Source organism: Rubrobacter taiwanensis (assembly GCF_004337705.1).
Classification (GTDB): domain Bacteria; phylum Actinomycetota; class Rubrobacteria; order Rubrobacterales; family Rubrobacteraceae; genus Rubrobacter_C; species Rubrobacter_C taiwanensis.
Window position 1 is genome coordinate 22,233 of sequence record NZ_SKBU01000006.1, and the last position, 24,969, is coordinate 47,201.

Here is a 24,969-nt window from a genome sequence, read left to right on the forward strand (position 1 = left end):
CCCCTAGTGCAGTATCCGGCTCAGGAAGCGCCTGGTGCGCTCGTTCTCGGGGTTCCGGAAGAAGTGCTCCGGAGACCCCACCTCGATTATACGGCCCTCGTCCATGAAGACCACCCGGTCGGCCACCTTGCGGGCGAAGCCCATCTCGTGCGTGACGACGACCATCGTCATCCCACCCCGCGCCAGATCCACCATCACATCCAGGACCTCGTTGATCATCTCCGGGTCCAGAGCGCTGGTGGGCTCGTCGAAGAGCATGATCTTCGGCTCCATGGCCAGCCCGCGCGCGATCGCGACCCGCTGTTGCTGGCCGCCCGAGAGACTCTCGGGGTACTTGTTCGCCTGCTCCGGGATACCGACGCGCTCCAGCAGCCGGGTGGCCCGCCGCACGGCTTCCTCCCGGGGCACCTTCTTCACCTTCATCGGCGCCAGGATGATGTTCTCCAGCGCCGTCATGTGCGGGTAGAGGTTGAACTGCTGGAAGACGAACCCGATCTCGGTCCGCACCCTGTTCAGGTTGGTCTTGCTATCGTGGACCTTGATGCCGTCGACTATCAGCTCGCCGGAATCTATGGTCTCCAGAGCGTTTATGCACCGGAGCAGCGTGCTCTTTCCGGAGCCCGAAGGCCCGATGATAACGACGACCTCTCCCTCGCCTACGGCGAAGTCTATCTCCTTGAGGACGTGAAAGTCGCCAAACCACTTGTTCACGCCCCTGAACTCTATGATGCTCATCCTGCGCCTCTGCTAGCGGGCCCGTCCGCGAAATATTCGCCCGAACGTCTGCATCCTGTCAAGTCATGACGCAGCCGGCTCCTTGCCGACCCGGCCCCGGACGTACTGGAACACCCCGACGGCGACCATGAGCGCGAGCCCCGGCAGCGAGACGAAGATCTCCGGGTAGACGAGCATGAGCCCCGCGGCTACCAGCAGCAGCCGCTCCAGGAAGTTCGCCCGCCGTACGAAGTACCCGACGACCCCGGCGCTGATCGCGCCCATCCCGACGAGGGCCGTCACGATGGCGAGCGCCAGAGGGAAGGGCTCCGCATCCACCAGCAGGAGCATCGGGTTGGTCACGAAGATGTACGGGATTATGAAGGCGGCTATGGCCAGCTTGACCGCGTTCACCCCGGACTTGAGCGGGTTGGCCCCGGCGAGCCCGGCCCCGGCGTAGGCCGCCAGACAGACCGGCGGCGTGATGTCCGCCACGATGCCGAAATAGAAGACGAAGAAGTGGGCCGCGATCACGGGCACCCCGAACTCCAGCAGCGCCGGGGCCGCGATGGTCGCCGTGACCACGTAGTTGGCCGTGGTCGGCAGCCCCATCCCCAGGATGATGCAGGCGATCATGGTAAAGAACATCAGCAGGAAGAACTGCCCGAGCGCCAGCTCCAGCAGCCCCCCGGCGACTATGGCCCCCAGCCCCGTCGTGGTCACGATCCCCACCACGATGCCCGCGCTGGCACAGGCCGCGATCACCGGCAGCGCGGTCCGCGCCCCGTCCTCCAGCAACTTGAGCAGCTCCTTCGGGGAGAGCCGGGTGTCGCGCCTGAGGAAGCTGAGGGCGAGCGCCGTCCCGATGCCGTAGAGGGCGGCGGAAGAGGGCGTCCTCCCGGCGAGCAAGAGCCCGATTATCACGGCGAGCGGCAGCAGGAGGTCGATCCGCTTCAGGAGTCCGGCGAGCGCCGGGAGTTGCTCTCTGGGGAGCCCCAGGATGCCCTCCCGCTTGGCCGTAAAATGCACGCCCATGAATACCCCAGAGAAGTAGAGAACGGCCGGGATGAAGGCGATGATGATGATCTCGTTGTACGGCACCCCGGTGTATTCCGCCATGATGAAGGCCGCCGCGCCCATGAGGGGAGGCATGATCTGCCCCCCGGTGGAGGCCGAAGCCTCCGAGGCGGCGGCGAACTCCGGCCTGAAGCCCGCGCGCTTCATCATCGGGATGGTGAACGCGCCTGAGGTAACCGTGTTGGCCACCGAGCTGCCCGAGACCATGCCCTGAAGCCCGCTCGCGGTGACCGCGGCCTTCGCCGTGCCGCCCGTGAAGCGCCCCGTGGCCCCGAAGGCCAGGTCGGTGAAGAACTGCCCGATCCTGGTCTTCATCAGGACCACGCCGAAGAAGAGGAAGAGGTAGATGAAGGTGGAGGAGACCTGGATGGGCGTGCCGAAGATGGCGGCCGAGCTGTAGAAGATGTTGGTGGAGAGCCGGGGCCAGCTGAAGCCCGCGTGCGCGAAGATGGGGATGTACGGTCCGAAGAGCCCGTACAGAAGCGCCGCGACCGCGATGAGGACTATCGGGAGCCCGATGCAGCGGCGGGTGGCCTCCAGGACGAGTATGATCCCGGCCGAAGCTATCAGGACGTCGACGGTGGTGAAGCCGAAGACTATGGCCTCGGTGACCAGATACTCGTAGTTGAAGACAATGTAGTAGTTGCAGCCCATGGCCGCAACGGCCAGAACCGCGTCGTAGAACGGCACCCCTGCCCGATCGGCCCACGCCTTGCGCGCGGGATAGAGCAGGAAGATGAGGCCGAGCGCCGTCCCGAGGTGGAAGGCGCCCTGGATGAGCGAGGGGTAGGGGCCCCGGAACGCCGTGTAGAGCTGGAAGATGGTGAGCACCGCCCCTATGGCGAGCGTGATCCAGCCCCACTTCCCCAACCGGGTCCGGTAGGCGGTCTCGGCGCTGTACTTCCGGAGCAGCTCCCGCTGCCTCCCCTCCGGCGGCTGCCCTGCTACCCTGCCCGCGCTCTCGCTCATCGCTGCCCCTCTCTGCTTCTCCGGAAGGGCCTAACTCCTCCCGGTCCCGGTCAGTCCAGCATCCCCTCTTCCCGGTAGTAGCGCTCGGCACCGGGATGGAGCGGCAGATCCAGCCGGCCCAGCAGCGCGTTCTCCTTGGTCATGTTCTCGGCCTGCGGGTGAGAGATCTCCTCCGCGGCCCGCTCCGCGAGAACCTTGGTGATCTGGTAGCCGGTCTCCTCGTCGATCTGGTTGGTCGAGCCGACGAGGATGGCGTAGGCCGAAACGGTGCTGACCGGCTCCTCCAGCCACGCGTAGTGGTCCGCCGGTATCTCGTAGGGCTCGTAGAAGGTCTCGCCGGTGAACCGCTCCAGAGCATCGCCCTCGATCTCCAGGTACCGCACCTGACCGGTGGTGGCCTGCAGCTCGTCCACGCTGGAGGCAGGGGAACCCAGTATCGCGAACGAAGCATCCAGGTTGCCGTCCTGCAGCCGGCCCGCAGCATCGCCGAAGCCCTCCTCGAAGGCCTGGTAGTCGCCGTCCTCTATGCCGTAGGCGGCGAGAATCCCGCGGGTCGCGCTCTGCGTCGCACTCCCGGGAGGCCCGATCGCAACGCGCTTGCCCTCAAGGTCCGCGATGGACTCGATGCCGGTCCTCTCCAGGGTCACCACGTGCATGACCTCGGGGTAGATCTGGATCATGAACCCGAAGTTCTCGACCGGCCGCCCCTCGAATTCTCCCTCGCCGTTCATGGCATCCTGAGCAGTCCCGTTGACGGTCATGCCGAGCTGGAACTCACCGGTGCCGATCTTGGCCAGATTCTCCACCGAAGCCCCCGACTCGACCGAGCTGACGTTGAACCCCTCGATGTCCACCTCATCGGAGAGAAGGGTTGCCATCTCACCCCCGAGCGGGAAGTAGGTGCCCCCGACGCTCCCCGTGCCTAGCTGGATATCGGTCCTGAAGTCCTCCTCCTGCGGCTCCCCGGTCGGTCCCGTGCCGCAGGCGGCCAGAACGGCCGCGAGCAGAAATGCTACCGCTACCGTGAGAAAACTTTTCTTCAACTGCCCTCCTTCCTGTAAGGCCATAACATGACAAACGCTTGCAAAGACCGCCCGACGCATGTATGTCAGAGATCGCCCACCGACCCTCCTTCCCTCCACACCCCCCGCCATTCTACCCTACCCCGCACTCCCAGGGAGCCCCCTCCTCAGCATAGCGCGCAAGGCCCGCCAATCCCAGCTCCGCAAACCGGACCGGCCCGCCGTCCCGCTCGGCCCGCACGAGCGCGAGCGCCATGTCGGCGAAGCGGGCCGAGATCTCCTCTATCGATAACCCACCCTCCGGTGAGTACCACTGCGCCACACCCGTGCACATCTGCAACAGCGCAAACCCCGCAAGCCGGACGTCGTCCACCCGGAACACCCCCTCCACTACTCCCCGCCGGATAACCTCCCGCCAGTAAGCCTCGTACTCGTCGCGGCGGGCCCCGATCCGAGCGCGGTTCTCCCCGCCGAGCACCCGAAACTCCGTGTCGTTGACGAGGTGCAAGAGCCGCCGCCGACCATGAGAGAGCACGTGCAGATAAGCCAGAGCCGCCAACCGCTCCTCGGGAGATTCCAGATCTTCCAACGCCCTCCGCGCCGCAGAGATCAACCGCTCCAACCCCCGCTCCATCAACGCGAGCAGAATCTCCTCCTTGGACGCCGCATAGTGATAGAGCCCAGCCGGCGTAATGCCCACCCCGGCCGCTATGCTCCGGATCCCCGTCGCCTCATAACCCCGCTCGGCGAATAACCGTAACGCCACCCCTAATACCCTCTCCCGCGTCCCCTCCTCACCCCGGGAGCTCCCCGTGACACAGCGATGCTCCATGAGTTACTATGTTATCGATCGCTCGGTAAGGTGTCAAACGGGAGGGGCGATGAAGGGCGCGAGCGTGGTGGAGTACGAGGTTGTCGGCGGGGTGGCGCGCATCCATCTGAACCGGCCGCGCCGGTTGAACGCGGTGGTTCCGGAGCTGGTGGAGGGGTTGAATGCGGCGTTGGACCGGGCGCTGGAGGAAGAGGTTGGGGCGGCGGTTCTGGCGGGGCGGGGCCGTGCGTTCTGTTCTGGGGCGGATCTGAAGCGCCGGGAGCCGCCGGTTTCGGAGGCTGAGCTGCGGCGCCGGATGCAGCGTGTGCAAGATGTGACGCGCAGGGTCCGGCGGGTTCCTTTCCCCGTGATCTCGGCCGTTCACGGCTACGCGCTGGGAGCGGGTTGCGAGTTCGCTCTCGCCTGCGATCTGGTGGTGGCCGCGCGCGACGCGGTCTTCGGCTTTCCGGAGGTCAGTGTTGGACGCGGTGTCACCGGCGGCATCTCGCACCTACTCCCCCTTGCGGTCGGGCCGGCACGGGCCAAGGAGTTGGTGCTGCTCGGGGAGCGGTTCGGTGCGGAGCGGGCCGCCGAGCTGGGGCTGGTGAACCGGGTTGTGGAGTCCGGGAAGCACGAAGCGGCGGCGCTGGAGCTGGCCCGGAGGCTCAGCGGTCTGCCGCGCGGGGCCGTGGCGCGGGCCAAGTACGCGCTCGACCGCGGGGCGCAGTCGGGCATTGAGACCGCCTTCGAGGTAGAGGTGGACTATGCCGTGGCCGCCCGGCTCTCGGAGGAGTCGGAGCGGGCCGCCGAGGAATTCCGGAACCGGAAGAAGGAGGAGGACTGATGGAGAGCGTGGCCAGGCTAGGGCTGGACCGTATCCCGGATCTGGGGACCCTGACCGCCCGCGCTGCGGCCCGGTGGGCCGGACGCACCGCCCTGACGTTCGACGAGACCGGGGAGAGCCTGACTTACGGCGAGGTAGAGGGGCGGTCGAACCGGATCGCGCACGTCCTGGGCGAGCTCGGTGTGGGCTTCGGGGACCGGGTCGGCGTGATGCTGCGCAACCGGCCGGAGTTCCCGTTGACGTGGCTGGCGCTGGCCAAGCTCGGGGCGGTCATGGTCCCGATCAACGTCTACTACCGGGAGCTCGACGCCCGTTACGTGTTGGAGCACTCCGGGGCGAAGCTGGTTGTGACCTCTTCGGAGTTTGTCCCGCTGCTGGAGGAGATCCGGGCTCGGTCCGGTGCTCTGGAGCGTGTGGTGTCGGTGGACGGCGGGTTCAAGTCGCTGCTGGAAGCCGCGGCCGGAGAGCCGCCGGGGGTGAGAGTTTACCCGGAGAACCTGGCCAGCATCCAGTACACCTCCGGTACGACGGGACCTCCGAAGGGCTGCATGCTCTCGCACGGCTTCTGGGTTCACAAGTTCCGCAAGCACATCGAGCAGCCCGAACCGCCCGTAAACGAGAGCGACGTGCTGCTCACCGCCCAGCCCTACCACTACATAGACCCGCAGTGGAACACGCTCGTCTCGCTGGCCTCCGGCGCTCCACTCGTGGTACTCGACCGGTTCCATCCCTCCACCTTCTGGGAGAAGGTGCGCCGCTACGGCATCACCTTCTTCTTCTGCATCGGGGCCATGCCGACGCTGATGCTCAAGATGCCGTCCACGCCGGAGGACAGGGACCACCGGGTACGGCACATCATCTGTTCCGGCATTCCGAAGAACATCCACCGGGAGCTGGAGGAGCGCTGGGGAGCGCCCTGGCACGAGTGGTTCGGGATGACCGAGACCGGCGGTGATATCTCGGTCCGGCAGGACGAGCACGACGAGCTCGTCGGGACCGGCTGCATCGGGCGGCCCCACTACACCCGGGAGGCGCGCATCGTGGACGACTCGGACAGGCCCGTGCCGCGGGGCGAGACGGGCGAGCTGGCGTTGCGCGGCCCGGGCATGATGGACGGCTACTACAGGATGCCGGAGGAGACTGCGGAGGCATTCCGGAACGGCTGGTTCCACACCGGAGACCTGGCCCGGATGGACGAGGAGGGCCGCATCTACTACGTTGGCCGCAAGAAGGCCAGGATCCGGCGCAGCGGGGAGAACGTCTCCGCCGAGGAGGTCGAAGGAGCGCTGGAGAGCCACCCGGAGGTGCGGTCGGCCGCCTGCATCCCGGTTCCGGACGAGATCCGGGGCGAGGAGATCAAGGCCTACATCGTGCTCCGGCCCGGCGCCTCGCCGGAGAGCGTGCCGCCGCAGGAGCTTGCTGAGTTCTGCTCGGAGAAGCTGGCGTACTTCAAGGTACCCCGCTACTGGGAGTACCGAGAGGAGCTGCCCCGCACGCCCTCTGAAAGAGTAGCCCGGCACCTCTTGCAGCGCGAGAAGGAGGATCTGCGCGCCGGGTCCTACGACCGGGTGGACGGCGTGTGGCGCTAGCGGGGGGCGCGTGTAAAATGGGCGGGAGAGCGAGGCTCCGGAGGAGGGTTTGGACAGCCTCTTCGACGTTCTGGAAGAGGAGAACCGGGAAGAGCGCCTGGCGGAGGTGGCGCGGCAGGTCTCGGTCTGCACCAGGTGCGATCTGGCGCGCACCCGGACCAACACGGTCTTCGGCACCGGCGACCCCTACTCCCCGCTCATGCTCATCGGGGAGGGGCCGGGAGAGAACGAGGACGCCTCGGGGCTGCCGTTCGTGGGCCGGGCGGGCAAGCTGCTGGACGACATCCTGGCGGCGGTGAACCTGACGCGGGAGCAGATCTACCTCACCAACGTCGTCAAGTGCCGGGCCTCGGAGGAGCTGAACGGCCGCATCCGCAACCGCCAGCCGAACGCGAAGGAGATCCGGGCCTGCAACCCCTACCTGCAGGCGCAGCTGGAGACGATCAAGCCGAAGGTGATCCTGTGCCTGGGGGCCCCGGCGGCACGCACCGTGATAGATCCGAACTTCAAGATCACGCGCGACAGAGGCAAGTGGTACCGGGCGCACGGGGCGCAGGCGATGGCGACCTTCCATCCCGCCTACATCCTGCGCCAGCGCGGTGAGGAGCTGCGCCAGACGAAGCTCCAGGTCTGGCAGGACATCCAGAACGTCTACGCCGAATACGAGAAAGTGCTGGAGAGCTAGGCCAAAGGAGAGCATGCGACCGCTCTATCCCCTGATCCTCTTCGCCCTGTTCACCCTCGCCGCCTGTGGCGGCGAGGAGCGAGAACCCGCGGTGATCGACGATAGGATAGGCGGAGCGGAGGAACCGGCCCCCGAGGCGCAGCCGGAGGATGCCGTTCCCGTCGTAGAGGAGGTCATAACCGGCCTGAATACGCCGTGGGAGGTCGTCTTCGCGCCGGACGGGCGCGTCTTCATAACCGAGCGTCCGGGGCGAATCCTGGTCGTCGAGAGCGGAGCGGTGCGGGCCGAGCCCTACGCCGAGCTGGACGTGGACGAGGTCGGGGAAGGGGGTCAGCTCGGGCTCGCGCTCGACCCGGCCTTCGGGGAGAACGGCTACCTCTACACCTACTACACCGCCCCGGACGGGGAGGGCGGGCTCGTCAACCGGATCTCCCGGCTCGTGGATGAGGGCGGCTCGGCGACCGAGGACCGGGTGCTGCTGGAGGCCCCGGCGTACAGCATCCACAACGGGGGCCGGGTGGCCTTCGGTCCCGACGGCAAGCTCTATGCGACTTTGGGCGACGTGGGAGAGGAGGGTCTGGCGCAGGAGCGGGATACGCTGGCCGGCAAGATCGTGCGCCTCAACCCCGACGGCTCCGTGCCCGAAGACAACCCCTTCCCCGGCTCTCACGTCTACAACGAGGGGCACCGCAACCCGCAGGGGCTCGCCTGGCACCCGGAGACCGGCGAGCTCTACGCCCCCGAGCACGGTCCCACCGGGCACGACGAGCTGAACTGGATCCGGCCCGGCGAGAACTACGGCTGGCCCGAGGTGGCGGGAGCGGGCGGCGAGCCGGAGTACCGGGACCCCGTGATCGAGAGCGGAGCGGAGACCTGGGCCCCCTCCGGGGCCGCGTTCGCTACCGGAGGGCCCTTCGCGAACAACCTCTTCTTTACCGGCCTCAGGGGCAGCGCCCTCTACCGCGTCGCGCTCAGCGCAGACGACCCGTCGCGGGTGGAAGAGTTCGAGCCGCTCCTGGAGGGCGAGCACGGGCGCCTGCGCACCGTCGTGGAGGGGCCGGACGGCGCGCTGTACGTCCTCACCAGCAACACCGACGGCCGCGGCGACCCGCGGGAGGGCGACGACAGGCTTCTGCGCGTCACGTTCGAGGATGAGTAAACATTTTCCCTACCCGGCGGTCAGCGTCCTGCTATCATGTTCTTTCAGGGTAGGTCTGAAGTCTAGCTTATCAGGAAGAGTTGCAACGTGGTTCAGTCGGCTACGAAACCCGAGATAATGGACGCGCTGGACAAGGAGATCCTCAACCTAATCCAGCGCAACATACCGCTGGAACGCGAGCCGTTCGAGGAGATCGGCCGCGCGGTAGGCACGACCGGGGATGAGGTGATCCGCCGGATAGAGGCGCTCAAACGCGGGCGGGTCATACGCCAGATCAGCGCCATCTTCGACACCCGCGTGCTGGGCTACGAGTCCAGCCTGGTGGCGGCGAAATTCGCTCCGGAGAAGCTCCACTCCGGGGCCCGGGCCATAAACTCGCATCCCGGCGTCTCGCACAACTACGAGCGCAACAACGAGTTCAACCTCTGGTACACGGTCGCCGTCCCGCCGGACTCCCGGCTGGGTCTGGAGCGGACGGTGGAGGTGCTGCGGGAGATCTCCGGCGCGGAGAAGATGCGCATCCTGCCGACCCTGAAGCTCTTCAAGATCGGGGTCACCCTGGACATGAAAGAGGGTGCGACCGCCCGCAAGGAGGCCCCGCAGTACGGCGAGCGGGATCGCAGCCGGGCCGACCGCAACATCTCCGAGGCAGACAAGGCGGCGATCCGGGTCCTGCAGGAGGACATCCCCCTCACCCAGCGGCCCTTCGATCTCTGGGCCGAGCAGGCCGGGCTGGAGCCCGGAGAGCTGATCGGGAAGGCCCGGGAGCTGCAGGCCCGCAAGATCATGCGCCGCTTCTCCGCCGTACTCTACCACCGCAAGGCGGGCTTCCGCGCCAACGCCATGGGCGTCTGGAAGGTGCCGCCGGAACGGACGGACGAGGTCGGCCAGATGTTCGCCCAGTACCAGGCCGTCTCCCACTGTTACGAGCGCCCGACCTACGAGGACTGGCCGTACTCGATCTTCAGCATGGTCCACGGCCGCAGCGAGGAGGAGTGTGAGCGGGTACTCTCCGCCATGTCCGAGGAGAGCGGCATCACCGAGTACGACTCACTCTACTCCACCCGGGAGTACAAGAAGACCCGCGTCCGGTACTTCACGCCGGAGATGGAGGCCTGGGAGCGGCTCTACTCGGGCAGGGTGCGTTAGCGGGTCTCGCCCGGCGGCCACCGGAGCGCAGCCCGGTATTCGATGGCTGAGAGCTACGCGGTTGCGCTTCTCGCCATGCTCCTGGCGGGGGGCGTGGCGGGCCTGACCGGGTTCGGCTTCGCGCTGGTATCATCCCCCCTGCTCCTGCTCGTCTTCGACCCGCCGACGGTGGTAGCGGTGATGCTGGTCCTCTCTCTGCTCATCAACTCCGCCATCGCGCTGGACTCCTGGCGGCAGGTGCGGGTCCGCCCCGTGCTCTCGCTGCTGCCCTGGGCTCTCGCCGGTCTCCTGCTGGGCGCCGAGGTCCTGCAGGTGCTCGGGGCCGGGCAGATCCGTCTGCTGGCCGGGGTCACGGTGGTGGTGTTCGCGCTGCTCATGATCTGGGGCGTGGAGATACCGGGCCTGGGCAGCCGCTGGGGAACGGCGGCTGCCGGGGGTGCGAGCGGGGCGCTCTCCACCTCCACCGGGCTCGCCGGCCCGCCCGTGGTGATGCTCTTCGCGGCGCGCGGGTTTCCGAAGGAGAGTTTCCGGGCCAGTAACGCCGCCTACTTTCTGTGCATCAGCCTCGCCGGGCTCGCGCTCTTCTTCCTGCGGGATCTCCTGAGCGCCTCGCACCTCTATCTCGCCGCGGCTCTCCTCCCCGCGGTCCTGCTCGGCAAGACGGCCGGTACGCGCCTGCTGCTGCGCGTCTCCGACGAGCTCTTCCGCAGGATCACGCTGGCTCTGGTGCTCGTAGCCGGCCTCGCCGCCGTCGCGAGCGGGCTCTACGCTCTCGTGCCGTAAATCTCCGCCTTCCGTCACCCGCGGCCACCGGATAGAGTTACAGGGACCGTGGCCAGACCCTTCATCATAGTAGCGCTCTCCACGCTCGCGCTGGCCGGGCTGTTTCTGGCGCTGCGGCCGGAGATTCCCTCCGGCGGGGCTCCGGAGCAGCGCAGCTTCAAGCTCGAGATCCGCAACGGCTCCATGACACCGGATGAGCTCGTCGTGCGTGAGGGCGACCGGGTGACGCTCAGGATAGAGTCGGACCGGCCGGTCGAGCTCCACGTGCACGGCTACGATCTCCGGGCAGATGTGGCGCCGGGGGAGACGGCCGAGATCTCGTTCGACGCGGACTTCTCCGGACGGTTCGAGATAGAGAACCACCACGACCACTCGAACGGAGATGAACACTCGCACTCCGCTACCGGCACGCTGGTCGTGCAGCCCCGCTAGGATATGCGAGCCCTGCGCTTCCTGACCGTCGCGGCAGCCGCCTTTATTATCTCTCCGGCCCCGGCCTACGCTCACGGGTTCGGCCGCAGCCAGGCGCTGCCGCTCCCCTACTGGCTCTACATCTTCGGCATCAACGCCGTCATACTCGCCACCTTCGTCATGATCGCGCTCTCCATGGAGCACCGCCCCACCGGCGGGACGTACCCCAGGCTCGACCTGCTGAGCGTCCGGCCCCTGCGCGTGCTGCTGACCGGCCGCTGGCTGCCGGCAGCCCTGCGTCTGCTATCGGTGGCGCTGCTCGTGCTCATCGTGCTCTGCGGGCTCCTCGGGAACCAGGACCCGGCCTCCAACCTCGCCCCGGTCTTCGTCTGGATCTCCTGGTGGGTCGGGTTCAGCTTCTTCACCGCGCTGGTGGGGAACATCTGGCCGCTCGTGAACCCCTGGGAGATCCTCTTCGAGCGGGCATCCGGACCCGCCCGGCGGCTCGGGCTCCGGAGCCCGGAGCTTCGCGTCCCGTACCCCGCCGCACTCGGCGTCTGGCCCGCTCTGGTCCTGTTTGCGGCCTTCGCGTGGGTCGAGACCGTCTACGAAGGATCCTCCAACCCCTTCAATCTCGCTCTGCTCATACTGCTCTACTCCGCGATCACCTGGACCGGGATGGCCGTCTTCGGCAGGGAGGTCTGGCTCCGGCGCGGTGAGGCCTTCTCGGTCTTCTTCGGCATCCTCGCCCGCTTCGCTCCGACCGAGGTGCGCACCGCGGGCGCCTGCAAGGGCTGCGACGCCTGCCGGATATCCGGGGAGTGCGTCAACTGCTACGAGTGCTTCGCCCGGGCGGCTCCGGGGCACCGGGAGATCAACCTGCGCCCCCCGGCGGTCGGGCTCGGGCTGCCGGAGCGGGTGCCGCCGGGCCAGATGACCTTCGTCCTCTTCATGCTGGCCATCGTTACCTACGACAGCCTCCGGGAGACCCCGCTGTGGACGGCCTCCGGCATCCCGCCGACGGCCGGGCTCCTCGCGCTGCCGCTGGTCTTCCTCGGACTGTACCTGGGGTTCGTGCGGCTCAGCCGGCGCGTGAGCCGCAGCCGGGTTCCTCCCGGCCGGCTCGCCACCGCCTACGTCTACTCGCTGGTGCCCATCGCCGTCGCCTACCAGGTGGCGCACTACCTCTCGTACCTGCTCGTCCAGGGGCAGGCCGCGATCGCCCTGATCTCAGACCCGTTCGGGTGGGGCTGGAACCTCTTCGGCACGGCGGGCTACCGGGTGCACGCCGTCCTGGACGCCTCACTCGTGTGGTATCTGCAGGTGGCCCTGATCCTGGCCGGCCACATCCTGGCCGTCTACCTGGCGCACGCGGTGGCGCTGCGAACCTTCAAGGACCCCCTCCCGGCGGCCCGGAGCCAGTACCCGATGATGGCCCTGATGGTCTTCTACACCGTCTTCAGCCTCTGGATCCTCTCCCAGCCGGTAGCCGGGTAGTGCCGCGGAAAATCTATTGCCCCCGGGCAACCAACTGGATAGAGTCGAAGCAGAAGTTACAGATAACCGGACATGAAAGCGAGACGGCGATGCGAAGGCGACTACCCATTCTCCCGTTGCTGGTGCTTCTGTTTCTATTGCCGGGAGGATGCCTCTCGGGCGCACAGCCGGAGAACAACGCCCCGGGCGAGAACGGCGGGACCACGAACGAGGAGCAGAGCAGCAACGCCGTCACCTCGTTAGAAAACGTAGAAGACGCAACCCTCTACATCGAGGCCCGGGGCGGTGAGGCCGACATGGGCCGCCAGTTCGGCGAGATCTCCTTCGGCAGCGGCTCGGGCTTCATAATCAGCGAGGACGGGCTCGCGGTCACCAACAACCACGTGGTCGCCGGTTCGGGATTCCTGCAGGTATACATCGCGGGCGAGGACGAGCCGGTGGATGCCACGGTTCTGGGCACCTCGGAGTGCTCGGACCTGGCGGTCATCAAGCTCAACGCGGGCGGCCTGCCCTACCTGGAGTGGCGCGAGGGCGAGATAAGCTCGACCCTCGAAGTGTACACCGCCGGCTTCCCGGCCGACGACGTGGAAGGCGAGGAGATCCCGGACTATACCACCACCAGAGGCAGCGTAAACTCCACGGAAGCCAGCGGCGAGACAGCCTTCGCCTCGGTCGACTCGGTCATCGAGCACGACGCGGTGATCCGGCCCGGCAGTTCGGGCGGCCCGCTGGTGGACTCCGAAGGCCGGGTCGTGGGCATCAACTACGCCGCACGGATCGACAGCAATGGCAACCCCACTCCCCCGTACTTCGCCATCGGCCGCGACGAAGCGCAGGGCATCCTGTCGCAGCTCGAAAACGGCGATGTAGACTCCATCGGGATCAGCGGCGAAGCCTTCGTGAACGAAGAGGTAGGTTTCTCCGGCATCGTCGTCACCTCGGTCGAGACCGGCTCGCCGGCGAGCAACGCGGGCATCGAGGGCTTCGACCCCAACGGGGGAACCGTCGACATAATCACCGAACTGGAAGGCACCCGCCTCGCCGAGGACGGCACCAAGAGCGTATACTGCAGCGTCCTGCGCCAGCGCGGCGACGACGCCCCGATGAAGATCCGGGTCGAACGCTACCAGCTCGATGCGAACGGCAATCCCACTGGCGAGTTCCAGGTGCTTGAGGGCGAGCTGAACAGCGACAGAGAGCTGGAGGTGGTCGAGGAGTTCGGCGGAACCGGCGGCTCGGACACCTCCGGCGGCTCCACCGAGATCACCGACGACTCAGGGGCCATCATGGTGGAGGTCCCATCCAGCTGGAGCGACGTAAACGGGAGCCCGGCTGCGATCCTCGACGGCCTCCCGGAGGGCCCGGCGCTCGCCGCTTCGCCGGATCTAAACGGTCTCTTCGAGACGTTCGAAACGCCGGGAGTCGCGATCTACGCCTCCGCCGAGGCCGTCCAGACGTACACCCCGGACACCCTGCTGGACAACTTCGACTTCTCCAGCAGCTGCGAGCTGGACGGCTCGCGCGAGAGTTACGACGACGGTCTCTACGTAGGAGTCTCCGAGGTCTGGACCAACTGCGGCGGGGTTAGCTCTCAGGAGCTGATCTCCATCGCAGCAACGCCGGAAGACGGCTCCTTCATCATATACACCTTCATCCAGACCACCGGTCCGGAGGATGTGGAGGCGGCTCAGAGGGTGATCGAGACCTTCACGGTGGACGGCGGCGCCCTGTAGAGCCCGGAGCAGTGCCGGCGTCCGCCGTTTAGATGCGGAAGACCTCGCCCGGCCCGGCGTGTTCGGCCGGGCCGCCGAACTCCGCGCGGGCTGCAGCTACCGAGGGAGCTTCCGGCCCGGGGATGTGGGTCAGCAGCAGCCGCCGCGCGCCCGCCATCCGGGCCAGCAGGCCGGCCTCGGCGGCGGAGAGGTGCATGCCCTCGGCCGATCTCCCGTCCGTGCCCCACCCTGCTTCGCACAGGAAGAGATCGGCCCCGGTGGCGAATCCTGCCAGCGAGGGGTCCCAACCGGTGTCCGCCGAGTAGACGAGCGCCGCACCGCCAAGAGAGATCCGGAACGCGTACGTGTCGACCGGGTGGAGGGTCTTGTGAAAAGAGATTCGGACCTTGCCCAGCCGCAGCGTGCTGTCCGGATCGTACTCTGAGACCCGGAACGCATCCTTGAAGAAGCCGGGAGAGGGTTCTACGGGTTCGACGACGCGCCGCAGCCGCTCCGCTGCGCCGGGCGGCAGGAAGAGGGGAAGCGATGCCCGGCGTCCGGAACCAAAGAGCAGGTAGTAGCGAAAAGGCATCAGGTCCGCGAAGTGGTCGAAGTGGAGATGGGATATGATAACCGCCGAGAGGTCTTCCGGCGGCATCACGGCCCGCAGCCGCTCGAAGACTCCGGTGCCGCAGTCCAGCAGCACCCGGAGCTCGCCCGTCTCGATCAGGAAACCCGTACAGGCCCGGCCTGGGGAGGGCCAGGCCGGTCCGCTGCCGAGGACCCGGAGCCGGAGGCTCACGGCTTCCGGCTGACGGTCACGCTCACAGGCTGGTTCGGGAGGGACATGCTGCCCGCGGCGGGGATCTGGGAAACGATCTGCCCCGCTGGGGCGGCCGCGTCCGGATCTTCGCGCACGTTGCCAAGGTTGAGCCCGGAGCCGTTAAGCCTGCCGCGAGCCTCCTCCATCGTAAGCCCTGCGAGATCGGGGACGGTAACCAGCCGCTGGTTGCTGCTGCCCAGCGAGACGGAGATCTCGGAGCCCGGCTCCGCCGCCGCGCCGCTCGGCGGGTCCTGGCTGATAACGATATCCTCCGGGTCCGGGCTGGACTCGCTGGCCACGACTTCGAAGCCGCCTGCGGATGCCCGGGCCTCCTCCAGCGTCTGCCCCACCAGATCCGGGACGGTGGACTCTCCGGCCCCGCCGCCCGGAGAAGATCCGCCGGGTCCGAAGACCGTCCATATCAGGCCGCCCAGCACCACGGCCGCCGCAAACGCTCCGGCGACCAGCACTCCACCCCTCCGCCCGCCTCTCTCCGGCGGAGGGAGCGGTGTCTGGACCTGCTGTTCGATCTTCTGGTCTTCGCCTCCCCGCTCACGCTCTTCCAGTTCCTGCTCGATCAGGGTCAGGTCTCCGACTTCCCGCTCGCGCTCCAGCTCTTCCCTCGACTCCACTATCGTGTCCCCGCTCACACGCATATCGAGCATCCTTTCGAGGTCCGTTATCAGAGCCGCTGCCGACGGATAACGCTTTTCGGGGTCTTTAGACAGCAGGCGCAGGGTTATTCCGTTCAGCTCCTCAGGAATATCCGGCCTCACCTCCCGGGGCGGGCTGCAATCCCCCCTCAGGTGGCACATCATGATCGCCGCCGGGGTATCGGCCTTGTAGGGGACCTCACCGGTAAGCATCTCGTACAGGACTATGCCTAAAGAGTACAGGTCGCTCCGGGCTGTGGCTTCCTCACCCCTGACCTGCTCAGGCGAGATATACTGGGCCGTACCCATCACTGAGCCCTCCTGGGTGATCGAGGCCCCAGACGAGGCACGGGCGATGCCGAAGTCTGCCACCTTAGCCTCTCCACCCTCGGTTATGAGTATGTTCTGCGGTTTTATGTCCCGGTGGATGATGCCGTGCTGGTGAGCGTAGTCCAGAGCCCTGGCTATCTGCATCGTGTATCTCGCCGCTCTTTCGGGTTCGAGCGGCCCCTCGCGCTCGATAACACCCTTGAGGGTCCCGCCTGGGAGGTACTCCATTACTATGTAGTAGGCGCCCTCCCTGGTCTCGCCCCAGTCGTGCACGGGGACAATGTGCGAGTGTGATAGCGAAGCTGCGCTCTGCGCCTCTCGCCGGAAGCGCTCCAGAAACGGTTCGTCAGAAGCATACTGCGGCCGGAGCGCCTTGAGCGCCACCTTCCGCCCCAAAACCTGATCGTATGCCAGATACACCTCCGCCATCCCACCCCCGCCGATGGGGTACTCGATCTGGTAGCGGTCGCCGCCCGACCTCCCCCCGGCATCCTCTTTCCCGGGCAGCACGGGCCCGGCCGTCTTGATCGGGGGGAAGTCCGCCGGCAGGTCCGGGACGACGAGCTGGTAGATGTCCTCCGTGTAGCGCAGATCCCGCAGCCGGTGCTCGCCCAGCGGCCTCAGCTCGGCCTCCGGCTCCACATGCACCAGGTGATCGCGCATCAGGTAGTACGCCGCGCCGGAGACCAGGATCTGCCCCCCATGCCCGGCGCTCATCAGGCGCGCAACGCGGTTTACCGGCGGCCCGAAGTAGTCGCCGCCACGCTCGGTCGCCGCGCCGCTGTGCAGAGCCATGCGGACCCGGATCACGCATCTTGGATCCCACGGCTCGGCGAAGAGCGCCCGTTGGGCCGCCAGCGCCGCCATGAAAGCCTGCCGGGCCGAGTTGAACGCCACGCAGTAAGCGTCGCCGACGGTCTTGAATATATAACCCTCGTTCGCCTCCATGGCGGCAGCGAGTATCTCATTGTGCCGCACGACGGCCACGTCCATCTCCACCGGGCAGCTCTCGTAGAGAGCCGTCGAGCCCTCGATGTCCGTGAACAGGAACGTTACCGTGCCGCTGGGAAGACGATCCGATCCATCACGGGAAGCCATCTCTCCAGCTCAACTCCTCTTTGCCACCCCTTCTTCGTAAGTAAGGCGGGCCTCTAGACCATCTCAATCCTGACTCTATCAAGTGCGCCAGCCGCAGCGGACAATTCTTCGAGATTTTTCTCTCAAACCAGAAATTTCACATACCCCACAGCAATCCCGGTTGGATAGAGTTGGGTTGTAACGCGTGTTGTGAGTTCCGGAAAGAAAGGGGGACTCTTGCAAGATGGGGAATACCCGGTGGTGGAGAGAAGGATCGGCCGTATCTACCTGTCTGCGGTTATCGCGGTAGCGCTGGTTCTCCTGCTGGCGGCCGGAGGGCCTGCTCTGGCGCAGGAGACCCAGACCCCGCAGACGCTGGGCGGGGGCGAGATCGGCTACCTCGACTGGCTGTACCACCTTCCGCTGGCGCTGGGCTGCGCACTGCTGGTGGTAGCGGTAGACGCGTTCGTGATCCTCCGGTACATCCGCGGGAAGGAAGCCTGAGAATGGGCGCCACGCTGGAACGCTTCGTCTCGCTGCGGCGCGTCCCGATGAAGGCGGTTCTGGCGACCGCGCTGGTCTCCTGGGCTTTGCAGGCCTACGCCTTCGCGACGGGGCAGCCGTTCTACCTGATAGTCATCCTGGCCGTGATCCCCTGGATACCGCTGGCCCTCTTCGAGGGGCTCTGGAAGTACCAGCACTACAGCTGGATGGCGGTCTTCGCCGTGGTCACCGCCCTGCAGGTGCTGCACATGGGCGAGCACTTCCTGCAGGTGACGCAGCTCAGCGTGCTCAACGGGACGCTCGCCTGCCCGCCGCCCTCGGAGGGAGCCACCTTCGCAACCCGCATCGTCATGCCGGACGCGGCAGGCCAGCCCACAGACGTGGTCGGACCGGCTGCCTGCGGCGTGCTGGGGTTTCTGGACTTTGAGCTGGTGCACCTTGTGTGGGATACGGCGGTCTGGCTCGGGGCGCTGTGGCTGCTGACCAAGTTCCCGCGCAACGCCTGGCTGTGGGTGGCCATGATCTTCGCCAGCATCCACGAGGTCGAGCACCTCTTCCTCGGCTACATCTACTACGTCGAGACGGCGGCCATCTACACGTACCCCAAACAGATGTGGGACCTCGTCCGCGACGGCAACATCCTCACCGCGGTGCCGGCCGGTATAGAGGTCGTTCCGGCCACCTTCTACGAGGCTGGGGGCAAGACGGGCATCCTGGGCCGCGGCGGGCTGGTAGAGGTTCTGCTCTTCGGGGAAGGTTCGCAGAGCTTCCTGCTGCGTCCCTACCTGCACTTCGGGTACAACTCGCTGGTCGTCATCCCGACGGTTATAGCGTTCCTGGTTCAGGCCCGCAAAGTGCGCGACGAGTACCTGGCAAAGGCGCTGCCCACGCTGACCGAGGAGCAGATGATCCAGGCCACACCCCTGCTCGAGCGCGAGGCGTTCGATGCCGGCGAGGTCATCATCCGTCAGGGCGACATAGCCGACAAGTTCTACATCATCACCAGGGGCGACGTCGAGGTGCTGCGTGAGCAGCCCGGCGGCCGGGAGCTGGTCATCACCCGGCTGGGTCCCGGCCAGTACTTCGGCGAGATCGGGCTGCTCCACGGCGGCAAGCGCACGGCCACCGTACGCGCAGCCGGAGACGTGGAGGTCATGTCGCTGGACCGCAACACGTTCGCCAGCCTGATGGACAGTTCGGAGCTGAGCAAGGCCGAAGTAGAGCGCCTCGTGCGCCAGCGGGTGAGGCAGTTGCACGCGATGAAGACCGGTGGGTGATCCCCGTGGCCCCGCAGAAGACCCGCGTCCTGATCCTCGGCGGCGGGTTCGGCGGCATAGCCACGGCCCAGGGGCTCTCGAAGGCGTTCAAGCGCGACCCGGCGGTGGAGATCACGCTCATCAACCGGGACAACTACTTCGTCTTCGTGCCCCTGCTGGCCTCGGCCGCCGCGGGATCGGTAGAGACGATGCACGTGGTGGCCCCGATCCGGCGCCTGATCCCGGGCGTCCGGTTCCGGGCCGAAGAGATAACCGGGATAGATCCCAGCTCAGGGACGGTGACGACCTCCTCGCCGGTCACCGGGCGCGAGCACCGGCTCTCCTACGACCACCTGGTGCTCGCGCTGGGGAACCGCATCAACCTCTCCCGCCTGCCGGGCGTGGCGCAGCACGGCAAGACGATCAAGACCCTAGGCGACGCCATCTCCATCCGCAACCACGTGCTCCAGATGCTGGAGGCCGCGGACATCGAGACCGACCCGGCGATCCGGCGCGCGATGCTCACGTTCGTGGTGGCGGGCGGCGGGTTCTCCGGCGTCGAGATGGTCGGCGAGCTGAACGACCTGGTGCGCGAGGCGATCGAGTACTACCCCTCGATCTCCCGGGAGCAATTGCGGGTAGTCCTGCTGCACTCCGGGGACCGGATTCTGCCGGAGATGGGAGCGGAGATAGCGGGCTACGCCCTGAAGCAGCTCCGCAAGCGCGGCGTGGAGGTACGCCTCCGGGCGCGTCTGGCCGGAGCCACCCCCCGGGAGACGCTGCTGGAGGGCGGCGCGCGGATAGCCACCCGCACCCTGATCGTAGCGGTCGGCAACGCCCCGCCCACCGTCCTGGAGGATCTGGACGTGCCGAAGGAGCGCGGCCGGATCGCGGTGGACGACTTCATGCAGGTGCTGGGACACCCCGGCCTGTGGGCGCTCGGCGATAACGCCGTCGTTCCCAATCGGGCCACCAAGGACGGTTCCCCGAGCCCGCCCACGGCCCAGTACGCGCTGCGCCAGGGGAAGGCGCTGGCGCACAACATCGGGGCCGCGATCCGCGGCGGGCGCGCACGGCCGTTCGCGTTCGGCGGGCTGGGACTCCTGTGCACGGTGGGCCACGGGGCCGGGGTCGGCGAGCTGCCGCTCGGCATCAAGACCCGGGGGATGCTCGGCTGGCTTTTGTGGCGGAGCGTCTACTGGTCCAAAGCGCCCAGCCTCGGGCGCAAGCTCCAGATCGGGGCGGACTGGTTCCTGGACCTCTTCCTCAAGCGGGATATAGCGCAGATCAACCTCTCAAGAACCCAGACCGTCGGCCGCGCCCATTACGAAGCTGGAGAGTACATCTTCCGCCAGGGCGACCCCGGAGATCATTTCTACATGATCGCCTCCGGCGAGGTGGAGGTAATCCGGGAGCGCTCCTCCGGCGCAAAAGAGGTGCTGGCCCGCCTGAGCCAGGGTGAATACTTCGGCGAGACGGCGCTGCTCACCCGCGCCCGCCGCAACGCCTCGGTCCGCTGCGCCACGCCGGTGGACGTGATCACCATCGGCCGCGACGACTTCGCAACGCTCGCCGGAGCCTGGCAGCAGCTCGCCAGCAGCCTCAAGGAGACCTCCGAGCAGCGGGTCTCTGCCGCCCCCCTGACCGCCTTCCTGCCCGTGGTGAGCGTCCCGGACATCCCCGAGACCTCCCCCGCCCGATCCCTGGAGGAACCAGCCGTGCGCCGCATCGCTCAGCTGCGCCGGGACTCTGGCGCAGAGATAGATCTGGACCGGGACCTCATCACCATCGGCCGCACCCCGGACAACCACATAGTCGTCCCCGACCCCCAGGCCTCGCGCCGGCACGCGCTTATCCAGCGCGACGGAGACGCTTACCGGATAGACGACCTGGAGTCCACCAACGGCACCTGGGTCAACGGCGAGCGGATAACCGAACCCCGCCCACTGCGTAACGGCGACGAGATCCTGGTCGGGCAGACCCGGTTCACCTTCCAGGCAACGGCAGCCGGGAGCGCGCCTTCCGGCGGCCAGAGGCCGGGGTCTGTCACGGCCGAAATCCACCGCCTCGACGAGCTGCAGCGGGAGCAGGAGGCCGGCCCCGTCACCGGCGCCCTGAAGAGCCTGGGCGAAGCGGAAGAGCAGGAGGAGCCCCGGAATCCCGCCGCGCCGCCCGCGGCCCGGGCGGCGCTCCACACCGCCGGCGGGCGAACCTTCGAGCTGGGCCCGGGAGGAGCCACCATCGGCCGCATGCCCGATAACTCCATCCGGCTCGACGACGGCAAGCTCTCACGCCGGCACGCCCGGATAGAGTTCAGGGACGGCGGCTACTGGCTGAGCGACCTCGGCAGCAGCAACGGCACGTTCGTCAACGGAATTCGTCTGGGTGCCCCGTACCTGCTGAGGCCCGGCGACACAATAACCTGCGGCGACACGCAGCTCGTCTTCCGGCCTGCGGCGGAAGGCGAGTCCCCGGAGCGGGGCTCGATCACGGACATGCTCAAGGCTCTCGATGCTCCAGATCGGCAGGGAAGCGGCGAGCGGCCGTCATGAACCGGACGTTTACGGCCCCTCCGGACCGACGGCAGGAGAGAAGGCCGTATGGGAAGACCTGATGCTTGAAACATTTTCTAAACCCGCTCCCGCTCCTCGTCGTAGGGCCAGCCCCAGATGCCGCCCTCCAGCGCCCGCACGTCCCGGGCGCCGGCCTCCCGGAGCTTCAGCGCGGCCTCATAAGAGCACCGGCCGTTGCCGCAGTAGACGACGATGGGCGCGCCGAGATCCAGCTCCGGGATGCGGTCGTCCAGCTCCTCGAGCGGGATGCGGATCGCGCCCTTTATCCGGTGGGTCGCCGTGCCGGCAGGCTGCACGTCCACCAGCTGCACCTCCGGCAGCGCCGCGCGGACTTCGGGGGCTCTGATCTCCCGGATGCCGGCTTCGATCCGGTTCTCCAGCACCCCCGCCGCCGTGATAACCGGGCTCAGGGTAGGTCCGAACGGCGGCGCGTAGGCCAGGTCCAGGTTCATCAGGTCCCGGTACGTGAGCCCGCCCCAGATCGCGGTCGCGCAGACGTCTATGAGCTTGTCCGCGTTCCCGCCGACGGCCTCCGCCCCGAGCACACGCCCGCTCTCCCGGTCGGCGACCAGCTTGAGGAAGACCTCCCGCCCGCCGGGGTAGTACCCGGCCGTGCTGCGCGCCTCGATGGTGGCGCAGACGGCATCGAAGCCCGCTTCCTCGGCCTCTTCCAGCGCGAGCCCGGTCTTCGCCACCCCGAGCTCGAAGACCTTAAAGACCCCGGTCCCGAGCACGCCCGGGAACGTATCCGAGCCGCCGGCCAGGTTCGTCCCGGCGACCCGCCCCATCTGGTTCGCCGTATCCCCCAGCGGCATCCATACGGGGCGCCCGCTCACCAAGTGCCGGCTCTCCACGCAGTCTCCGGCGGCCCACACGTCCGGGGCGCTCGTGCGGAGCTGCCCGTCCACCCGGATGGCCCCGGTCTCCCCGAGCTCTATCCCGGCGGCCTCCGCCAGCCCCACCTCGGGCCTCACCCCGACGCCGGCTATGGCGAGGGAGGCCGGGATCTCCCCGCCGCCCACCCGGACGGCCCGCACCCGCCCGTCGCCCAGGATCTCCTCGACCCCCGCTCCGGTGATCGTGCGCACACCCTTCTCGCGCAGGTGGCGCTCCACGTTCCTGGAGATCTCTTCGTCGTAGCCGGGCAGAATGCGGTCGGCGAGCTCGACCATACAGATTTCAAGCCCCCGCTCCACCAGATTCTCCGCGAGCTCCAGCCCGATGTACCCGGCCCCGATCAGGACCGCCCGCTCCGGCCGGTGGCGCTCCATATACGCCAGTATTTCGTCCGCATCCGAGAGGAAGCGCAGCGTGAAGACCCCATCCAGCTCCGCGCCGGGGACGGGCGGCAGGTTAGCCTTCGCCCCCGTGGCGAGCAGGAGCCGGTCGTAGGAGTCCTCGAACTCCTCGCCGGTCTGCAGGTTGCGGACGGTGAGGCGCTTGCCGGAGACGTCCAGCTCCGTCACCCGGTGGCGCACGAGCGCGCGGATGCCTTGCCTGCCGAACTGCTCCGGGGTGCGGGCGATGAGCCGGTCCCGGCTCTTTACGGTGCCGGAGATGTAGTACGGCAGGCCGCACGCGCCGATCGAGGTCTCAGGTTCGGCCTGGTAGAGCGTGATCTCCATCTCCGGGTCCAGGCGGCGGGCACGGGCGGCGGCCTTCGTACCGGCGGCCACCCCGCCGACGACCACGAGCTTCATCGCAGCGACTCCTCTCTCCAGCGGGCACCGGCCTCTAGAATGTATACCCCGGAAGACACGAACGGAGGTGAAGTGTGCCGCAGACCGCGTTGAAGCTCTACCCCCCGCCGGGCGGGGAGCTGGCGCCGGAGGAGATCTACGCCACCCTGGAGCTGCCCGGAGGCAAGCCCTACACCGCTATAAACATGGTCAGCACCGCCGACGGGCGGGCCGCCATCGGCGGGAGGGCCGGCCGGATCGGCAGCGCCACCGACCGGGGGAACATGAACCGCATCCGCGCCGCCGCGGACGCGGTGATGAGCGGGGCCGGGACCCTGCGAAAAGAGGGCGTGAACTTCGAGCTGCCGGACGAACTGGTGCGTCTCCGCAGGCGGCGCGGCCTCCCCGGACAGCCGCTGGCCGTGATCCTCACCGGCAGCGGGGAGCTTCCCGCCGGCCGGAGCGTCTTCCGGCGGAGCAGGGAGAGCGTGGTCGTGATGGTACCGGAAACCCTGCCGGAGAAGAAGGAAGCAGAGATCTCCCGCTTCGCCACCGTAAGGCGGGCGGGCGGCGACCGATTTCCAGACCTGCGGCGCGCGCTGGAGATCCTGCACGGAGAGTTCGGCGTCCGGCGGCTGCTCTCCGAGGGCGGCCCGAGCGTCAACCACGCCCTGCTCCGGGCAGGACTTGCCGACGAGCTCTTCCTCACCCTCGCCCCCAAGCTCTCCGGAAACGCCGCCGGTCCGGGCATCGTCTCCGGAGAGGAGCTCAACCCCGAAGCGCGGCAGAATCTAAGGCTCGAAACCCTCTACGCCCACGGCTCGGAGCTCTATCTGCGCTACAGGATCCTGAAATAAAGGCTCTCCGTCCGTTTACCCGGCCCCGCTTCGGGGAAAGCAATACCTACTTGAGGGCGAACAGCGAGAGATTGGAGAGACCTATGGCTCAGAGGGTGGAAGGCTCGGTAGAGATAGAGGCCCCGGTTGAGAAGGTCTACGACTACTGGAAGAACCTAGAGAACCTGCCGCAGTTCATGTCCAACGTCGAAGAGGTGCGCGTGACCGGAGAGAACACGACGCACTGGCGGGTCAAGGGGCCGTTCGGCAAGACGGTGGAGTGGGAGGCCCGCACCACCTAGCGGGAGGAGAACCGGGCCATCGGCTGGAACAGTTTGGACGGCGAGGTCGGAACCTCCGGCCAGGTGCGCTTCACCCAGGTCACGCCCAACCGCACCCGGGTCGAGGTGCAGATGAACTACGCCGACCCGCCGGGCGGCAAGCTCGGCGAGGTAGCGGCCCGGGCCGTCGCCGACCCGAAGGTGATGCTGGAGCAGGACCTCCGGAACCTGAAGGACATCCTGGAGGGCCGGGCCACACCGGAGGAGATCCGGCAGCGCCCCGCAGCCGCGACCGCGCAGAGCGGTATCGTGGCCTTCCTGACCTCCGGCACGGGGCTGGCGACGGTGGCGGTGCTCGTGGTGCTGTTCCTGCTCCTGCGGCGGCGGAACCGGCCGAGCGGCGAGCGCCGGATAATCTTCGAATTTTAAAGCGGCGACACAGATCCGGGAAAGGGGGCCGGCACCGGCTCCCTTTCGCGTACCCGGTGAGAGAGGCCTCTCTCACCGCCGGGAAGGTCCGGTTAGAATAAGATTC

The 24,969-nt window shown here is 67.4% G+C and carries 22 protein-coding genes; 15 read left to right on the forward strand and 7 right to left on the reverse strand.

The window, feature by feature from the left end; translation table 11 throughout:
* Positions 1-3 precede the first annotated feature (3 nt).
* From E0L93_RS02330 to E0L93_RS02345, 4 genes are all read right to left on the reverse strand, one after another.
* Complete coding sequence (locus tag E0L93_RS02330; RefSeq protein ID WP_132688730.1) at positions 4-729, reverse strand: amino acid ABC transporter ATP-binding protein; 726 nt, start codon at positions 727-729, stop codon at positions 4-6.
* Positions 730-798: 69 nt separating this feature from the next.
* Positions 799-2,760 carry a TRAP transporter permease gene (locus E0L93_RS02335; RefSeq protein ID WP_132687953.1) on the reverse strand — a complete coding sequence of 654 codons (1,962 nt, stop codon included), beginning with the start codon at positions 2,758-2,760 and terminating at the stop codon, positions 799-801.
* Positions 2,761-2,810: 50 nt separating this feature from the next.
* On the reverse strand, positions 2,811-3,803 hold the full coding sequence (locus E0L93_RS02340; protein WP_207890281.1) for a TAXI family TRAP transporter solute-binding subunit: 993 nt from the start codon (positions 3,801-3,803) through the stop codon (positions 2,811-2,813).
* A 112-nt stretch (positions 3,804-3,915) separates the two neighbouring features.
* Entirely contained in the window at positions 3,916-4,548 is a 633-nt protein-coding gene (locus E0L93_RS02345; RefSeq protein WP_165874113.1) for a TetR/AcrR family transcriptional regulator, read from the reverse strand.
* Positions 4,549-4,663: 115 nt separating this feature from the next.
* On the opposite strand from E0L93_RS02345, the gene E0L93_RS02350 reads away from it, so the two are divergent.
* The 9 genes from E0L93_RS02350 (at position 4,664) to E0L93_RS02390 (ending at position 14,443) form a co-directional block, all read left to right on the forward strand.
* Positions 4,664-5,437 carry an enoyl-CoA hydratase/isomerase family protein gene (locus E0L93_RS02350; RefSeq protein ID WP_132687960.1) on the forward strand — a complete coding sequence of 258 codons (774 nt, stop codon included), beginning with the start codon at positions 4,664-4,666 and terminating at the stop codon, positions 5,435-5,437.
* Complete coding sequence (locus E0L93_RS02355; protein WP_207890282.1) at positions 5,437-7,026, forward strand: ATP-dependent acyl-CoA ligase; 1,590 nt, start codon at positions 5,437-5,439, stop codon at positions 7,024-7,026. The genes E0L93_RS02350 and E0L93_RS02355 overlap by 1 nt, the downstream gene beginning before the upstream one ends.
* 49 nt (positions 7,027-7,075) lie before the next feature.
* Positions 7,076-7,711 carry a uracil-DNA glycosylase gene (locus E0L93_RS02360; protein ID WP_132687963.1) on the forward strand — a complete coding sequence of 212 codons (636 nt, stop codon included), beginning with the start codon at positions 7,076-7,078 and terminating at the stop codon, positions 7,709-7,711.
* A 13-nt stretch (positions 7,712-7,724) separates the two neighbouring features.
* A complete protein-coding gene (locus E0L93_RS02365) occupies positions 7,725-8,870 on the forward strand; it encodes a PQQ-dependent sugar dehydrogenase (protein ID WP_132687965.1) in 1,146 nt (381 codons plus the stop codon).
* A gap of 87 nt (positions 8,871-8,957) precedes the next feature.
* On the forward strand, positions 8,958-10,019 hold the full coding sequence (ahbA, locus tag E0L93_RS02370; protein ID WP_243638074.1) for a siroheme decarboxylase subunit alpha: 1,062 nt from the start codon (positions 8,958-8,960) through the stop codon (positions 10,017-10,019).
* A gap of 42 nt (positions 10,020-10,061) precedes the next feature.
* The gene (locus E0L93_RS02375; RefSeq protein WP_132687967.1) at positions 10,062-10,802 is read left to right on the forward strand and encodes a sulfite exporter TauE/SafE family protein; all 741 of its coding nucleotides are present in this window, start codon (positions 10,062-10,064) and stop codon (positions 10,800-10,802) included.
* Between the two features lie 48 nt (positions 10,803-10,850).
* The gene (locus tag E0L93_RS02380; RefSeq protein ID WP_165874114.1) at positions 10,851-11,234 is read left to right on the forward strand and encodes a cupredoxin domain-containing protein; all 384 of its coding nucleotides are present in this window, start codon (positions 10,851-10,853) and stop codon (positions 11,232-11,234) included.
* A 3-nt stretch (positions 11,235-11,237) separates the two neighbouring features.
* Positions 11,238-12,710, forward strand: a complete 1,473-nt coding sequence (locus E0L93_RS02385) for a hypothetical protein (RefSeq protein WP_132687972.1) — start codon at positions 11,238-11,240, stop codon at positions 12,708-12,710.
* A gap of 122 nt (positions 12,711-12,832) precedes the next feature.
* Positions 12,833-14,443 carry a S1C family serine protease gene (locus E0L93_RS02390; RefSeq protein ID WP_243638091.1) on the forward strand — a complete coding sequence of 537 codons (1,611 nt, stop codon included), beginning with the start codon at positions 12,833-12,835 and terminating at the stop codon, positions 14,441-14,443.
* 28 nt (positions 14,444-14,471) lie between these two features.
* Here E0L93_RS02390 and E0L93_RS02395 read toward each other — a convergent pair whose 3' ends face one another.
* Together E0L93_RS02395 and pknB are read right to left on the reverse strand one after the other, a co-directional pair.
* Positions 14,472-15,224, reverse strand: a complete 753-nt coding sequence (locus E0L93_RS02395) for an MBL fold metallo-hydrolase (protein WP_132687977.1) — start codon at positions 15,222-15,224, stop codon at positions 14,472-14,474.
* The gene (gene pknB / locus E0L93_RS02400; protein ID WP_132687979.1) at positions 15,221-17,326 is read right to left on the reverse strand and encodes a Stk1 family PASTA domain-containing Ser/Thr kinase; all 2,106 of its coding nucleotides are present in this window, start codon (positions 17,324-17,326) and stop codon (positions 15,221-15,223) included. Before pknB ends, E0L93_RS02395 begins: the two co-directional genes overlap by 4 nt.
* Positions 17,327-17,563: 237 nt before the next feature.
* On the opposite strand from pknB, the gene E0L93_RS02405 reads away from it, so the two are divergent.
* The 3 genes from E0L93_RS02405 to E0L93_RS02415 are packed head-to-tail and all read left to right on the forward strand — an operon-like array spanning position 17,564 to position 21,617.
* Positions 17,564-17,809, forward strand: coding sequence for a hypothetical protein (locus E0L93_RS02405; protein WP_132687981.1), 246 nt, complete (start codon positions 17,564-17,566; stop codon positions 17,807-17,809).
* A 2-nt stretch (positions 17,810-17,811) separates the two neighbouring features.
* Positions 17,812-19,086: a cyclic nucleotide-binding domain-containing protein gene (locus E0L93_RS02410; RefSeq protein ID WP_132687984.1), complete on the forward strand. Its 1,275-nt coding sequence runs from the start codon at positions 17,812-17,814 to the stop codon at positions 19,084-19,086.
* The gene (locus E0L93_RS02415; RefSeq protein ID WP_132687986.1) at positions 19,083-21,617 is read left to right on the forward strand and encodes an FAD-dependent oxidoreductase; all 2,535 of its coding nucleotides are present in this window, start codon (positions 19,083-19,085) and stop codon (positions 21,615-21,617) included. The genes E0L93_RS02410 and E0L93_RS02415 overlap by 4 nt, the downstream gene beginning before the upstream one ends.
* Before the next feature lie 77 nt (positions 21,618-21,694).
* On the opposite strand, the gene E0L93_RS02420 is transcribed toward E0L93_RS02415, so the two are convergent.
* Positions 21,695-23,338: an FAD-dependent oxidoreductase gene (locus tag E0L93_RS02420; protein ID WP_132687988.1), complete on the reverse strand. Its 1,644-nt coding sequence runs from the start codon at positions 23,336-23,338 to the stop codon at positions 21,695-21,697.
* Positions 23,339-23,412: 74 nt separating this feature from the next.
* Here E0L93_RS02420 and E0L93_RS02425 point away from each other — a divergent pair, with 74 nt between their 5' ends.
* The 3 genes from E0L93_RS02425 (at position 23,413) to E0L93_RS02435 (ending at position 24,863) form a co-directional block, all read left to right on the forward strand.
* The gene (locus E0L93_RS02425; RefSeq protein WP_132687991.1) at positions 23,413-24,174 is read left to right on the forward strand and encodes a RibD family protein; all 762 of its coding nucleotides are present in this window, start codon (positions 23,413-23,415) and stop codon (positions 24,172-24,174) included.
* An 83-nt stretch (positions 24,175-24,257) separates the two neighbouring features.
* The gene (locus tag E0L93_RS02430) at positions 24,258-24,455 is read left to right on the forward strand and encodes an SRPBCC family protein (protein ID WP_132687993.1); all 198 of its coding nucleotides are present in this window, start codon (positions 24,258-24,260) and stop codon (positions 24,453-24,455) included.
* Between the two features lie 33 nt (positions 24,456-24,488).
* Positions 24,489-24,863, forward strand: coding sequence for an SRPBCC family protein (locus E0L93_RS02435; protein WP_132687996.1), 375 nt, complete (start codon positions 24,489-24,491; stop codon positions 24,861-24,863).
* Positions 24,864-24,969: the final 106 nt, after the last annotated feature.